Annotated in this window: 13 protein-coding genes; 7 read left to right on the plus strand and 6 right to left on the minus strand. The window is 68.4% G+C overall.

Annotation, left to right across the window (positions count from 1 at the left end):
- Positions 1-36: 36 nt before the first annotated feature.
- From B2J86_RS13325 to rodA, 5 genes are all read right to left on the minus strand, one after another.
- Entirely contained in the window at positions 37-1,173 is a 1,137-nt protein-coding gene (locus B2J86_RS13325; RefSeq protein WP_169168041.1) for a 3-deoxy-7-phosphoheptulonate synthase, read from the minus strand.
- 249 nt (positions 1,174-1,422) lie between these two features.
- Complete coding sequence (locus tag B2J86_RS13330; RefSeq protein WP_173025850.1) at positions 1,423-1,965, minus strand: hypothetical protein; 543 nt, start codon at positions 1,963-1,965, stop codon at positions 1,423-1,425.
- 39 nt (positions 1,966-2,004) lie between these two features.
- Positions 2,005-3,489, minus strand: coding sequence for a metalloprotease TldD (gene tldD, locus B2J86_RS13335; RefSeq protein WP_173025851.1), 1,485 nt, complete (start codon positions 3,487-3,489; stop codon positions 2,005-2,007).
- Between the two features lie 81 nt (positions 3,490-3,570).
- The gene (locus tag B2J86_RS13340) at positions 3,571-3,906 is read right to left on the minus strand and encodes a YegP family protein (RefSeq protein ID WP_169634310.1); all 336 of its coding nucleotides are present in this window, start codon (positions 3,904-3,906) and stop codon (positions 3,571-3,573) included.
- 88 nt (positions 3,907-3,994) lie between these two features.
- On the minus strand, positions 3,995-5,167 hold the full coding sequence (gene rodA, locus B2J86_RS13345) for a rod shape-determining protein RodA (protein WP_169168037.1): 1,173 nt from the start codon (positions 5,165-5,167) through the stop codon (positions 3,995-3,997).
- Positions 5,168-5,202: 35 nt separating this feature from the next.
- On the opposite strand from rodA, the gene B2J86_RS13350 reads away from it, so the two are divergent.
- Positions 5,203-5,799 (plus strand): YqiA/YcfP family alpha/beta fold hydrolase, encoded by a 597-nt coding sequence (locus B2J86_RS13350; protein ID WP_173025852.1) that lies wholly within the window; start codon positions 5,203-5,205, stop codon positions 5,797-5,799.
- A 49-nt stretch (positions 5,800-5,848) separates the two neighbouring features.
- Here B2J86_RS13350 and B2J86_RS13355 read toward each other — a convergent pair whose 3' ends face one another.
- Entirely contained in the window at positions 5,849-7,141 is a 1,293-nt protein-coding gene (locus B2J86_RS13355; protein WP_216842393.1) for a c-type cytochrome, read from the minus strand.
- Positions 7,142-7,325: 184 nt separating this feature from the next.
- Between B2J86_RS13355 and B2J86_RS13360 the strand changes: the two genes are divergently transcribed.
- The 6 genes from B2J86_RS13360 to ruvC all read left to right on the plus strand — a co-directional run bounded on the left by B2J86_RS13360 (position 7,326) and on the right by ruvC (position 13,428).
- On the plus strand, positions 7,326-9,401 hold the full coding sequence (locus B2J86_RS13360; protein WP_173025853.1) for a ribonuclease catalytic domain-containing protein: 2,076 nt from the start codon (positions 7,326-7,328) through the stop codon (positions 9,399-9,401).
- Complete coding sequence (locus tag B2J86_RS13365) at positions 9,398-10,258, plus strand: TonB family protein (RefSeq protein WP_173025854.1); 861 nt, start codon at positions 9,398-9,400, stop codon at positions 10,256-10,258. Before B2J86_RS13360 ends, B2J86_RS13365 begins: the two co-directional genes overlap by 4 nt.
- A complete protein-coding gene (aroE, locus tag B2J86_RS13370) occupies positions 10,255-11,154 on the plus strand; it encodes a shikimate dehydrogenase (protein WP_173025855.1) in 900 nt (299 codons plus the stop codon). The genes B2J86_RS13365 and aroE overlap by 4 nt, the downstream gene beginning before the upstream one ends.
- 14 nt (positions 11,155-11,168) lie before the next feature.
- Positions 11,169-11,930 carry a transglycosylase domain-containing protein gene (locus B2J86_RS13375; RefSeq protein WP_169168031.1) on the plus strand — a complete coding sequence of 254 codons (762 nt, stop codon included), beginning with the start codon at positions 11,169-11,171 and terminating at the stop codon, positions 11,928-11,930.
- A 185-nt stretch (positions 11,931-12,115) separates the two neighbouring features.
- Complete coding sequence (locus B2J86_RS13380) at positions 12,116-12,670, plus strand: PEP-CTERM sorting domain-containing protein (protein WP_205763696.1); 555 nt, start codon at positions 12,116-12,118, stop codon at positions 12,668-12,670.
- A gap of 209 nt (positions 12,671-12,879) precedes the next feature.
- Complete coding sequence (ruvC, locus tag B2J86_RS13385; protein WP_169168029.1) at positions 12,880-13,428, plus strand: crossover junction endodeoxyribonuclease RuvC; 549 nt, start codon at positions 12,880-12,882, stop codon at positions 13,426-13,428.
- Positions 13,429-14,016: the final 588 nt, after the last annotated feature.

The following is a 14,016-nucleotide window of genomic DNA, read 5'->3' on the forward strand; positions in this document are numbered from 1 at the left end:
TGCATCCTTGTTGGTGGGTGGGCTGGGTTTTTGAGCTTACACCGGCGCCGCGGCGCCCTCGCGCCGCGCCTGCACGGCGGCGGAGAGTTCGCCGAGCGTGTGCAGCGAATCCTCCCAGCCCAGGCAGGCGTCGGTGATGCTTTTGCCATAGGCCAGGGTGGCGGGCAGGTCCTTGCCGGGGGTGAACTTCTGCGCGCCTGCTCTCAGGTGGCTTTCGATCATCACGCCGAACACGCTGCGCGAACCGCCGGCGATCTGTGCAGCGATGTCGCGCGCCACCTCCTGCTGCTTTTCGTGCTGCTTGCTGCTGTTGGCGTGGCTGCAGTCGACCATCAGCGTGGCCGGCAGGTGGGCGGCGCCCAGGTCCTGGCAGGCAGCGGCGACACTGGCGGCGTCGTAGTTGGGCGCCTTGCCGCCGCGCAGGATGACGTGGCAGTCGGGGTTGCCATTGGTGTCCACGATGGCGACCTGGCCGTTCTTGTGCACCGACAGAAAGTGGTGGCTGCGGCTGGCCGACTGGATGGCATCGGTGGCGATGCGGATGTTGCCATCGGTGCCGTTCTTGAAGCCGATCGGCGCCGACAGGCCCGAGGCCAGTTCGCGGTGCACCTGGCTTTCGGTGGTGCGCGCGCCGATGGCGCCCCAGCTGATGAGGTCGCCGATGTACTGGGGCGAGATCACGTCGAGGAACTCGCTGCCCGCGGGCACGCCCAGGCGGTTGATGTCGATGAGCAGCTGGCGCGCGATGCGCAGCCCCTCGTCGATGCGGTAGCTCTCGTCGAGGTAGGGGTCGTTGATGAGGCCCTTCCAGCCCACCGTCGTGCGGGGCTTCTCGAAGTACACGCGCATCACGATTTCCAGCGTGTCGGCATATTGCGCACGCGCGGCCTGCAGGCGGCGCGCATAGTCCAGCGCGGCGGCAGGGTCGTGGATGGAGCAGGGGCCGATGACGACGAGCAGGCGGTCGTCGCTGCCCGCCATGATGTCGTGGATGCTCTTGCGGGTCTGGGTGATCAGCGTCTCCACCGGGGTCCCACAGATGGGGAAAAAGCGGATCAGATGCTCGGGAGGAGGCAACACAGTGATGTCCTTGATACGTTCGTCGTCGGTCTGGCTGGTTTTTTCGACGCTGCGGTACCAGGCATCGCTGGCGGGGGTGGCTTGGGTCGTCATGACACGCTTCCTCTCGAGGGGGGTAAAAAAACAGAAGGTAAAAACAGAGGGTGAAAAACAAAAAAACCGCCGGGCTTTGCAGCGTCGGCGGTTTATGGGAAGGGTTCAGGTGCTTGCGCGCTGTGGCCTCTCATCCGCCAGGGACCGAGAAGTAAAACCAAAAATAAAAAGCGCTGTGCAGTGGCATGGCGGTCAATGTAGCACAGTCTTGCCGCAGTGCAGCAGCTGCAAATCGGCCGCGTCAGGTGTTCAGCGGCGCGGGCGCTGGCCCCGCCTCCACCACCCACGCAGCCGCGTCCAGGCCGACGGCGTGCGCACCGGTGACGCTGCGGGCGCCTCGCTCACGGGCCCCGCGCCCTGCCCGTACATGTCGATCAGCAGCAAGCCCTCGCCCAGCGTGCGCCAGGCCAGCAGTTCCATGCGATCGAACCGCGCGCCCTCGCGGCGGCTGCGGCGGTCCAACGCCTGTTGCCAGGCCTGGACCGCATCCAGCAGTTCGCGCAGCGCGCTTTGGTAGGCGCCCAGTGCGTGCATCGCGTGCCAGGCCGACCCCAGCCCCGTGAGAAACAGCTGGTGCTGCTGCACACCCTGGGCGAGCGCCAGGGCGGCGCGGCTGATGGCGGCGGGGTCGAGGCGCGCACGGCGCGCCCGCACGGCCGCATCGACGCGCTCGGCCAGCGCGCCCACGCTCTCACGCAGCGGATGCGTCTCCTCATCCGCGGGGCCATGGCGCAGCCATTGGCTGATGCCGTCCCACGACTGCAGGCTGGGGCCGGAACGCAACACGGTCATGGCCGCAACGCAGCGCCGCAGGCCCGCAGCGCCCTGCGCTCAGGCGGTGCCGCCCACGGTCAGGGCGTCGATGCGCAGCGTGGGCTGGCCCACGCCCACGGGCACGCTCTGGCCTTCCTTGCCGCAGGTGCCGACACCGCTGTCCAGGCGCATGTCGTTGCCGATCATGCTGATCTTCTTGAGCGACTCCGGGCCGCTGCCGACGATGGTGGCGCCCTTGACCGGGTAGAGGATCTTGCCGTTTTCGACCCAGTACGCTTCGCTGGCCGAGAACACGAACTTGCCCGAGGTGATGTCGACCTGGCCGCCGCCGAAATTGGTGGCGTACAGGCCCTTCTTGATGCTGGCGATGATCTCCTGCGGGTCCTTGTCGCCACCCAGCATGTAGGTGTTGGTCATGCGCGGCATGGGGATGTGCGCATAGCTCTCGCGCCGGCCGTTGCCGGTGGGCGCCACGCCCATCAGGCGGGCGTTCATCGAGTCCTGGATGTAGCCCTTCAAGATCCCGTCCTCGATCAGCACATTGCGCTGGCTGGCATGGCCCTCGTCGTCCACGTTGAGCGAGCCGCGCCGATCGGCGATGGTGCCGTCGTCGAGCACCGTCACCCCCTTGGCCGCCACGCGCTGGCCGATGCGGCCGCTGAACGCGCTCGAACCCTTGCGGTTGAAGTCGCCCTCCAGCCCATGGCCCACGGCCTCGTGCAGCAGCACGCCGGGCCAGCCCGGGCCCAGCACCACGGTCATCTCGCCGGCCGGTGCCGGGCGCGATTCGAGGTTGACCAGGGCGGCATTGACGGCCTCATCGACGTACTGCGCGATCTGCGCGTCGTCAAAATACGCCAGTCCAAAGCGTCCGCCACCGCCGGCCGAGCCGACCTCGCGGCGCCCGCCCTGCTCGGCGATCACCGTGACCGACAGGCGCACCAGCGGGCGCACATCGGCCGCCAGCGTGCCGTCGGCACGCGCCACCAGCACCACGTCGTATTCGCTGGCCAGGCCGGCCATGACCTGCGCCACGCGCGGGTCCTTCGCGCGGGCGAGCTGCTCCACCCTCCCCAACAGCGCCACCTTGGCCGTGCTGTCGAGCGTGGAGATCGGGTCCACGCCGGGGTAGAGGCTGCGGCTGGGCGCTACCTTTTTGCCCGCTACCCGTACCCGCCCTTTCTGCGCTGTGGCCGAAATCGAGCGCACCGTGCGGGCCGCATCGAGCAGCGAGGCCTCGGAGATGTCGTCGGAATAGGCAAAAGCCGTCTTCTCGCCGCTCACGGCGCGCACGCCCACGCCCTGGTCGATGGAAAACGAGCCGGTCTTGACGATGCCCTCTTCGAGGCTCCAGCCTTCGCTGCGCGTGTACTGGAAGTAAAGGTCGGCGTCGTCCACCTGGTGGGCGCGGATGTCTGCCAGCGCACGCGCCAGGTGGCTTTCGTCCAGCCCGAACGGCGTCAGCAGCAACTGGCGGGCGATGTCGATGCGCTGGGTGGTGGGTGCGCGCTGCGGCGCGCCAGAGGAAGAGCGGGAGGTCATCGGGCCATTTTAGGGGCGCACTGAAATCCCGCGCGGCACGCAGGCCGCCCCGGCTGCCCGGCCGAGGACGGTTCCACGATCTCAGGCGGTGGTGTCGTTGAGCACCGCAGCGGGCGCATGGTGCTTGACCGATTCGATGCCCGCATCGCGCGCCCTCTCGCCCGAATACATCTGGCTCTGGCCGACCACCTGCCCGTTGGCGGCCTTGAGAGTGAAATAGGGCGAGCCATCCTTGGCACTCAGGCGGCCATAGCGCGCATCGTCGGGCGCGTTCTTGCGGACCGACTCCACGCCCCCCAGGGCACTGGCCCGGGACTCGTACATCTCGCTCGTCAGGATGACCTGGCCATTGGTGGCCAGGAGGTTGAAGACAAACTTGTCGTTCTTGGACTTCTTGAGCTCGAACTTTGCCGCCATGGGTAACCTCCAGGTGATGCCAAAGCACGGTTGGCCCGTGCTTTGTACCCGCAAGGGCCTCCGACGTCCAACCGCGGCGCCTGGCCGGTCACAGCACCGGCGGCGGCGGCTGGGCGGGCTGGCGCTGCGTGCGCGCAATCGACATCAGCACGCCCAGCGCCAGCCCCAGCGTGACCATGGCCGTGCCGCCATAGCTGATGAAGGGCAGCGGCACGCCCACCACCGGCAGCATGCCGCTGACCATGCCCATGTTCACAAAGGCATAGGTGAAGAAGATCATGGACACAGCGCCCGCCATGAGGCGGCTGAACAGCGTGGTCGCCCCGGCCGCGATCGCCAGGCCGCGCCAGACCAGGAGCACGAAGCACACGATCAAAAACAGGTTGCCGGCCAGGCCGAACTCTTCCGAAAATGCGGCAAAGATGAAGTCGGTGGTGCGCTCGGGGATGAACTCCAGGTGGGTTTGCGTGCCGGCCATGAAGCCCTTGCCAAACACGCCGCCCGAGCCGATGGCGATCATGCCCTGGATGATGTGAAAGCCCTTGCCCAGCGGATCGCGCGTGGGATCGAGCAGGGTGCAGATGCGCTGCTGCTGGTAGTCGCGCAGCACCGACCAGCGCACCCCGTCGGCACACAGCTGCGGTTCGAACATCACCACCAGCACCACGGCCACGGCGCCCAGCACCACCGGCGGCACCACCAGCTTCCACGGCAGGCCGGCAAAAAAGATCACCGACAGCCCCGCCGCCAGCACTAGCAGCGAGGTGCCCAGGTCGGGCTGCTTCATGATCAGCCCCACCGGCACCACCAGCAGCGCCACGGCCACGGCAAAGTCGAACGGGCGCAGGTGCCCCTCGCGCTTCTGGAACCACCAGGCCAGCATCAGCGGCATGGAGATCTTGAGCAGCTCGCTGGGCTGCACCACCACGCCGACGTCGATCCAACGCTGCGCGCCCTTCTTGGTGATGCCAAACAGTGCCACCGCCGCCAGCAGCGCCAAGCCCGCGACATACAAAGGCACGGCCATGGCCATGATGCGCTGGGGCGGCACCTGCGCCACGGCAAACATCAGCGCCGCGGCAATCAGCATGTTGCGGCCATGGTCGACAAAGCGCGTGCCATGGTCAAAGCCCGACGAGTACATGGCCAGCAGGCCCGCGGCCGCCAAGGCCAGCACCACGGCCAGCAGCGGCCCATCGAACCAGCGGAACAGGGGCAGGATGCGCTGGAGCGCGGAAGGCTTGGCAAAAGCGTCGGACATGGCAGCGATTATCGGGCCGCCTATGATTCCCGGCCATGGCCACCACCCATCTGCTCTACCTCCACGGCTTTCGCTCCTCCCCCCAATCGGCCAAGGCCCGGCTGATGGCCGCGCATGTGGTCCGGCACCACCCGGGCGTGCAGTTCTGGTGCCCGCAGCTGCCGCCCTCGCCGCGTGCGGCCATGGACCTCGTGAGCGCGGGCATCGCTGGCTGGCCGCACGCCCACATGGCCGTGGTCGGCTCGTCCCTGGGCGGTTTCTACGCCAGCTGGGTGGCACAGCAAACGGGCTGCCCGTCGGTGCTGCTGAACCCCGCGGTGGACCCCGCGCGCGACCTCGCGCGCCACATCGGCGACCAGACGGCCTGGCACGACCCGGCCGAGCGCTTCTACTTCGACCCGGCCTTCATCGGCGAGCTGCGTGCCCTCGACGTGCGCGACCAGGCCGCCACCGGGCCGCAACTGGCGGTGGTGGCCAAGGGCGACGAACTGCTGGACTGGCGCGAGATGGTCGCGCGCTACCCGCAGGCGCAGTTGCTGCTGCTCGAAGGCGGGGACCATGCGCTGAGCGACTTTGCCGAACACATTGCGCGGGTGGCGCAGTTCCTGCAGCTGGCTCCGGCCAGCGCTTGAGCGCCGCCGTCCCGCCCGCGCCACCGCGTGCCGGTCCCGCGGCGCCCGGCTACAGCGACTTCAGGTACTGCGCCAGGTCGGCCACATCCTGGGCGCTGAGACCGAGGGCCTGCCGGGTGTTGTAGGTCTGCGCCACCTCCTCGAGCGTGGCGGCCGAGCCGTCGTGGAAATAGGGGGCGTGCTGCCAGACGCCTTTGAGCGGCGACGTGCGGTACATCTTGGTCGCCGAACGGGAGGCGTAGCTCGGGCTTTCGGGCTCCGCCATCGAATCGCCCGGCGGGTGCAGCCGGGCATTGGCGTCCGTGAAGCTGCCCCCGCTGTGGCAGGCCACGCACTTTCCTGCGCCTTCGAACACCATGCGACCGCGCGCCGCGGCGGCCGGGTCGAAACTCCCCGCCGGCGCGGGCGGCGCGCCCAGCGACAGCTGGTACGCCTGCAGGGCGGGCAGCTGGGCCGAGACCCGGTCCTCGGTGCCGTGGGTGATGTGCAGGTTCAGGCGCGGCTCGACCACCGTGCCCAGCCCGCCCATCTCGGCCACGGCCACGTAGCGGTTCCAGTAGGCGATGTCCTCGCCGTCGCCCGTGAAAGTGATGCGGTGGATGCCGGCCAGCCCATAGGCGGGCGGAATCACGACCGGCTTGCTCAGGCCGTCCACGTTGTTGCGGGGGTCGAACTTGCCAGGCCCCCAGCTGTTGAGGGTGGCCTTCGCCGCCGCGTCCAGCGCCGGCGACAGGGCGATGATCGCTCCCGGGTTGAGGTCGCGGTTGGGCCAGCCGTCCAGGCGCTTGCCGATGCCTTTCGCGAACGAGTTGTCGACCGTCGAATGGCACAGCGCGCAGGTGATGCCCACCCGCATGAGCCGGTCCACGCCGTTGACCGTTTCCACCACGCCCTGGACGCCGACGACCGCGTTGAGCTTGAGCAGCGCCACGGTGGTGGCCGGGCTCTTGAGGTCGACGCTGCCGTCCTGGATGCCCGCCACCACGGCCGCCGGCAGCGCCTCGGCATCGACCTTGAGCCCCACGGACAGTGCCGTCACCGGGTCGACCGCAGCGCTGATGACCTCGTGCATCTTCAGGGTGTCGGTCCATTGCACCTCGTCGCCAAAGGTGTCGAAGCGGAAGATCTGTTTTCCCTGCTCGACCAGCGCCGCCTGGGCCGGGTCCGGGACACCGGAAGACGAATCACCGCCACTGCCACCGCCACTGCCACCGCCACTGCCACCGCCACTGCCACCGCCGCCGCCACAGGCCACGGCCACTGCCGCTACCAAGCCCAGGGGCGCGGCCAGGCGCAGGGTGCGCACGGCCTGGGAAGGAACGAAAAATGGAGGGAGCGTCATGGTTTTCTCCTGCACAAGGGCACACAAGGGATTCGGCACAGCGCATCCGGGGCGGCGCCTGTGCCGCGTTGGGGTGCGGCGTGCCGGCTTCTTCCGGCCTTTTTCCGTTAGATGCGGGCTGGCGTGAAAACGTGACAACCGCCGGCGGCTTTCGCGCCCCAGCGGCCATGGGACAATCTTGTCCATGCACGCATTGTTTGAAGAATCCGGCAAGTTCCTGGCCGGCCGCATCCTCTCGGAGGCCGACACTTCGGCCCAGATCGAGCTCGATTCGGGCAAACGGGTCAAGGTCAAGTCCGCCCACATCCTGCTGAAATTCGAAAAACCCGCGCCCGCCGAACTCGTGGCGCAGGCGCAGGCCGTGGCGCAGACCATCGAACTCGACCTGGCCTGGGAATTCGCCTCCGAGGACGAGTTCGGCTTTGCCGACCTGGCGCGCGACTATTTCTCGGACCACGCCACGCTGGCCCAGCAGGCGGGCGCGCTGTTCGCGCTCTACGAGGCGCCGCACTACTTCCGCCGCGCCGGCAAGGGCCGCTTCAAGAAGGCCCCGGCCGAGATCCTGCAGCAGGCGCTGGCCGCCATCGAGAAGAAAAAGCGCGTGCTGGCCCAGATCGCCGAGTGGGCCCAGTCCCTGGCCCAGGGCGACTGTCCGCAGCCGATCCGCGAGCAGCTCTACAAGATTCTGTTCCGCCCCGACAAGAACGCGCCCGAGTACAAGGCCGTGGTCGAGGCCAGCCGCGCCACGCACACCGCGCCGCTCCCGCTGCTGCAAAAGGCCGGCGCCATCGATTCGAGCTACCAGTTCCACTGGAAGCGCTTCTTGTTCGACAACTTCCCCAAGGGCACGGACTTCCCGCCGCTGGCCGCGCCCCAGCCGCCCGCCGACCTGCCGCTGGCGCCGGTGCAGGCGTACTCCATCGATGACTCGGCCACCACCGAGATCGACGACGCGCTGTCGCTGCAAGGCCTGGGCAGCGGCACCGTGGTGCTGGGCATCCACATCGCCGCGCCGGGCCTGGCAATGGCACCGGGCGACGCGCTCGACCAGCTCGGGCGCCAGCGCCTGTCCACGGTCTACATGCCCGGCTACAAGATCACCATGCTGCCCGACGAGGTGGTGCAGATCTACACGCTCGACGCAGGCCGCGCCAACCCGGCCGTGTCGCTGTACGTGACCATCGACGAGGCCACGCTGGCCGTCACCGGCACCGAAACCAAGCTCGAGCGCGTGCCCGTCAGCGTCAACCTGCGCCACGACCAGCTCGACCACATCGTCACCGAAGAATGGCTGGCCGACCCCTCGATTCACACTGAAAATACGCCCCAGCCCTTGCTGGAACTGCGCGAGCAGCTCTCATTTTTGCACCGCTTTGCCAAGAGTTTGAAGGCCCAGCGCGAGGTGGTGCGCGGCAAGCCCGAAGCCTTCAACCGCCCCGACTACAGCTTCCGCCTGGTCGGCAACGACGGCGCCGAGCCCGATGGCACGGAGCAGGTGCAGATCGGCACGCGCAAGCGCGGCGCGCCGCTCGACCTGATCGTGGCCGAAGCCGCCATCGTCGCCAACAGCACCTGGGGCAGCTGGATGGCCGATCTCGGCGTGCCCGGCATCTACCGCAGCCAGGCGAGCCTGGCGCCGGGCGTGAAGGTGCGCATGGGCACCAAGGCGCTGCCGCACGCCGGCATCGGCGTCAAGAGCTACGCCTGGGCGACCTCGCCGCTGCGCCGCTACACCGACCTGGTCAACCAGTGGCAGATCATTGCCTGCGCGCGCCACGGCAAGACCGCCGCGCTGGCCGCGCCGTTCAAGCCCAAGGACGCCGACCTGTTCTCGATCATCAGCAGCTTTGACGCCGCCTACAGCGCCTACAACGGCTACCAGGCCGGCATGGAGCGCTTCTGGACGCTCCAGTACCTGGCGCAAAACCGCATCACCGAACTCACGGCGACGGTGTTCAAGGAAGGCCCGGGCGGCAGCTTCCTGGTGCGCGCCGACGAGCTGCCGCTGGTGTTCCCGGTGCTGGGCGCGCAGCACCTGCCGCGCGGTGCGCGCCTGCGCGTGCGGCTCGGCGAGATCGACGACATCACGCTCGACCTGCACGGCACCGTCCTGGAACGCCTGGACGACCCCGCCGACGCCAGCGACGATGGCCCGGTGGACGATGCCGACGACGAAGAGGCCGTGGCCGGCCCGATCGCCATTGCCGTCGATGTGAGCGAAAGCGACGCCGCGGCGAGCGCCGATCCCCCTGCGCCGTGACACGGGCCGCCTTCCTTCGCAAGCTCAGCACGCTGCAGCTGACCCTGCTGGTGTCGGCGCTGCTGCACGCCGCCGTGCTGTCGGTGCGCTTCGTCGATCCGGAGGGCTTCAACCGCGTGTTCCAGGACACGCCGCTCGAAGTGATCCTGGTCAACGCCAAGTCCAGCGAGCGCCCCGACAAGGCGCAGGCCATCGCGCAGGCGGCGCTGGCCGGCGGCGGCGACGCTGCCCAGGGCCGCGCCACCAGCCCGCTGCCCTATTCGGCCCTCACCCACATCGGCAACGATTTCGAGGAGGCCCAGCGCAAGCTCGACACACTGCAGGAACAGCAAACCCAGCTGCTCGCCCAGTTGCGCAAGCAGATTGCCGCCCTGCCCGCCCCCGACCCGCGCAAGCCCAGCCCCGACCCCGCCAAGGCCGCCCAGGAAGAAAAGCGCCGCCAGCTCGTCAAGCTGCTGGCCGAGATCGAACGCCGCATCCACGAAGAGAACGCGCGCCCCAAGAAGCGCTATATCAGCCCCGCCACGCGCGAGGAGGTGTACGCGGTTTACTACGACGCGCTGCGACGCAAGGTCGAAGACAAGGGCACCGAGAACTTCCCCGAGATGGGCGGCAGAAAGCTATACGGCGAGCTGACCATGATCGTCACCGTCAACCACGATGGGCGCGTGCTCGCCACCGAAATCGTGCAGGGCTCGGGCACGCCCCTGCTCGACAGCCGTGCCGAGGCCATTGCGCGCGCGGCGGGCCCGTTCGGCGCCTTCAATGCCGAGATGCGCCGCAAGGCCGACCAGATTGCCGTGGTCTCGCGCTTCAAGTTCACGCGCGAGCAAACCCTGGAGACCAGCGTGCGATGAACGCCAGCGCCCCCCCGCCCGATCTTTACTGCGTCATGGGCCATCCGGTCGAACACAGCCGCTCGCCCTGGATCCACGCGCGCTTTGCCGCACTCACGGGCCAGGCGCTGCGCTACGAGCGCCGCCTGGTGCCGCTGGACGGCTTTGCGCAGGCGCTGGCCGAATTCGCCGCCGCCGGAGGGCGCGGCTGCAACATCACGGTGCCGTTCAAGCTCGAAGCCGCTCAGTTGGCCACCCAGCGCAGCGAGCGCGTGCAGCTGGCCGGCGCCGCCAACACCCTGCGCTTTGCCGACGGCGAAATCTACGCCGACAACACCGATGGCCTGGGCCTGGTGGCCGACGTCGCGCACAACGCCGGCTTTGCCTTGGCCGGGCGCGACGTGCTGCTGGTCGGCGCGGGCGGTGCGGCCGCAGGTGCGCTCGGGCCGCTGCTGGCCGCCGGGCCGCGCCGCGTCGCCGTGGCGAACCGCACCCTGGCGCGCGCGCAGGCGCTGGTGCAGTCGCACGCGCCCCTGGCTGCGCTACACAAAACAGAGCTGTCAGCGCATACCCCGCAAGCGTTAGAGGGCAATTTGACCCCAAACGGGACCTTTGACATCGTCATCAACGCCAGCGCCAGCAGCCTCGCAGGCGATGCGGTCCCCGTCCCCGCCAGCGTGCTGCGCCCGGGCGCCCTGGCCTACGACATGATGTACGGCCCGGCCGCCCAGGGCTTCCTGGACTGGGCCCGCGCGCACGGCGCCCAGCCGCGCGACGGCCTGGGCATGCTGGTGGAACAGGCCGCCGAGGCCTTTGCGATCTGGCGCGGCGTGCGCCCGCCCAGCGCCGCGGTACTCGCTGAACTGCGCGCGCTGATGGCGCAGCCCGCCTTCGCCTCCGGCACCCACGCGCACTGAAGCGCCACTGCCCCATGAAGCCGCTGCTGCGCTGGATCGGCCTGGTGTTGCTGGCGCTGCTGGCGCTGCAGTTGTTCTTCGCCCTGCGCATCGCCGCCATGGCCGCGATCGCCCCCGAATCCACCGGCTTCCAGCGCTCCGAGGCCTGGGTGCAATGGGCCGACACAGGCACGGTGCGCTGGCGCCAGCAGTGGGTGCCGTATACGCAGATCTCCGACCACCTCAAGCGCGCCGTCATCACCGCGGAAGACGACAGCTTCGTCAACCACGACGGCGTGGACTGGAACGCCATCGAAAAGGCCTGGGAGCGCAACGCCCTTGCCGAGGCCCAGGCCGCGCGCCAGGAAGCCGCGCGCCCCGCCAAGCCGCGCGCCCCGGCCGCCGCCGCGCGGCCCGTGCGCGCGCCCAAGATCCGGGGCGGCTCCACCATCACGCAGCAGCTGGCCAAGAACCTGCTGCTGTCGGGCGAGCGCACGCTGCTGCGCAAGGGCCAGGAGTTCGTGCTCACGCTGCTGCTGGAGCAATTCCTCACCAAGCAGCGCATCCTGGAGATCTACCTCAACAACGTCGAATGGGGCGCCGGCGTGTTCGGCGCCGAGGCTGCCGCGCAGCACTACTTCCGCAAAAGCGCCGCCCGCCTGGCCCCTGCCGAGGCCGCCCGCCTGGCCGTGATGCTGCCCGCGCCCAAGCGCTTCGAAAAGATGCCCGGCTCCGCCTACCTGAGCGGCCGCACCCGGGCCATCCTGCGGCGCATGGGCGGGGCGGAGCTGCCGTGACTGCCACGGCCAACGGCGCAGCAAAGCGGTAGTGCACGCGCGATGGCATAGCGCGAAAGAACGCCCCGCAGGTTCTATAAGCGTCGATATTTTTGACACTTCGTGACGTGTAGTTACGTAAGCCATTGATTTGTAACCTTGGCACACAAAATGCTTCTTTTTGAGACCTCAACTAGGTGATGTCAATGCACCGTTTTCTCTCGCCCTTGGTTCTTGGTTTTTCGCTGCTCGCCGTGGGGGCTCAAGCGGCCCCGGTGGTCGGTAACACTTACCTGGATTCGGACAATGTCGGTTGGACCTACATCGGCAGCTACGACGTGGGGTCCGGACCTTTCTGGAAGAACACCCCTCTCAACTACACGGCTTTGCAAGCCGCCGAATTGGTCTTCGGCTCCCTCGCAAATGGATACCAATACGCCATTTCAACCGTTGATTCCTTCGTGAATCACCTGGCCTGGTACGACGGATTCGGAGACACTTCCCATCTGCCGACCACCAACAAGTTTGGTGGCGGCAACGCGTTGGCCGAGAATTTCTTCATCGATGTGGGCAAGAGCGGCTACAACCAGGGCGGAGATCTTTCCGCCTATGTGGGCGGCGACAAGGCCACACAGGGCGGCGGCGCGTTCAACTATGTGTTCACCGCCGCCGCGCCCAACCCGGTGCCTGAACCGGGCGCGCTGGCATTGCTGGGACTGGGGCTCGCTGGCATTGCCGCATTGCGCCAGCGCAAGGCTTAAGCCCAGCGCTGCAACAAGGACCCGCTTCGGCGGGTTTTTTCTTGTGCCCGCTGCAAATCCCCGCGGCGTGCGGTCTCAGCGCACGCCTGGTTCGTTCAGGCCTGTGCGGAAGCGCAAGCCCGCCTCCAGTGCGCTGGTGCGCTGGTCCATAATCAAAAAGGCGCTCAGCGCTTACCAGACAAGCACTGACAGCTCCATTTTTCACAGTTATGCGAATCCTTGGCATCGACCCCGGCCTGCAAACGACCGGCTTTGGCGTGATAGACGTAGAGGGGCACGCGCTCAGCTATGTGGCCAGCGGCACCATCCGCACCACGCAGCTCGCGCTGGGCGACCTGCCGGGGCGGCTGAAGGTGCTGTTCGACGGCATCAGCGAGGTGGCGGCACGCTACCAGCCGACCGTGGCCACGGTCGAGATCATTTTCGTCAACGTCAACCCACAGTCGACGCTGCTGCTGGGCCAGGCGCGCGGCGCCTGCATCACGGCGCTGGTGGCCAGCGACCTGCCGGTGGCCGAATACACGGCCTTGCAGATGAAGAAGGCGGTCGTCGGCCACGGGCGTGCGGCCAAGAGCCAGGTGCAGGAGATGGTGCGCCGCCTGCTGCAGCTGCCCGGCCTGCCGGGCACCGACGCGGCCGACGCGCTGGGCATGGCCATCACCCACGCGCACGCGGGCGCCGCCATGGCGCGGCTGGCCGAGGCGGGAACGCTGCAGCGGCGCCAGCACGCGATGTACAAGGGCGGGCGCAGTTACTGACGGCGCGCGCGCTGCGCGCGCAAAGGGGCCAGCGCACCGGCCCGCTTGTTCCTAGAATGGCCTGCCATGGCCCACCCTCCCCCTGCCGCCCCTCCGCCCAGCGCAGCGCCGGGATTCGTGTTCGTCAAAATCCCGGTGGGACGGCACGAGGCCGACCCTCTGCACCTGCGCGAGGAGCAGATGGACGAGGCCTTGCGCGCGCAGGGCCTGGGCCTGGTGGTGGGCTGGGGCGATTCGCTGGGCGAGCGCCACTTGGACGGCTCGCGCGACGTGGTGTACCTGCGCATCGACATCCTTGTGCACGACCTGGCGGCTGCGCTCTCGGTGCTGCGAGCGCTGCTGCCCGCACTGGATGCGCCGCAGGGCACCGAGATCCACTACACGCTGGACGGACGCAACCTGCACGACACGGCGGAGGCGGCCGGGTGGCGGCTGCAACAGCCCCTGGCCACTGCGCCGCGCGGCCTGCCGCCGGCCTGGCGCTGACACGCTTTGGTTTGCGGTGTCCCGCCCGGGGCCTGCGCTGTGCGCGGCCCGCTCATTCGCTACGAAATCAAGAGCTACCAGCGCTTGATGGGCAAGCGCTGG

Origin of the sequence: Acidovorax sp. SRB_14 (assembly GCF_012932145.1) — a bacterium.
Classification (GTDB): Bacteria; Pseudomonadota; Gammaproteobacteria; order Burkholderiales; family Burkholderiaceae_C; genus Simplicispira.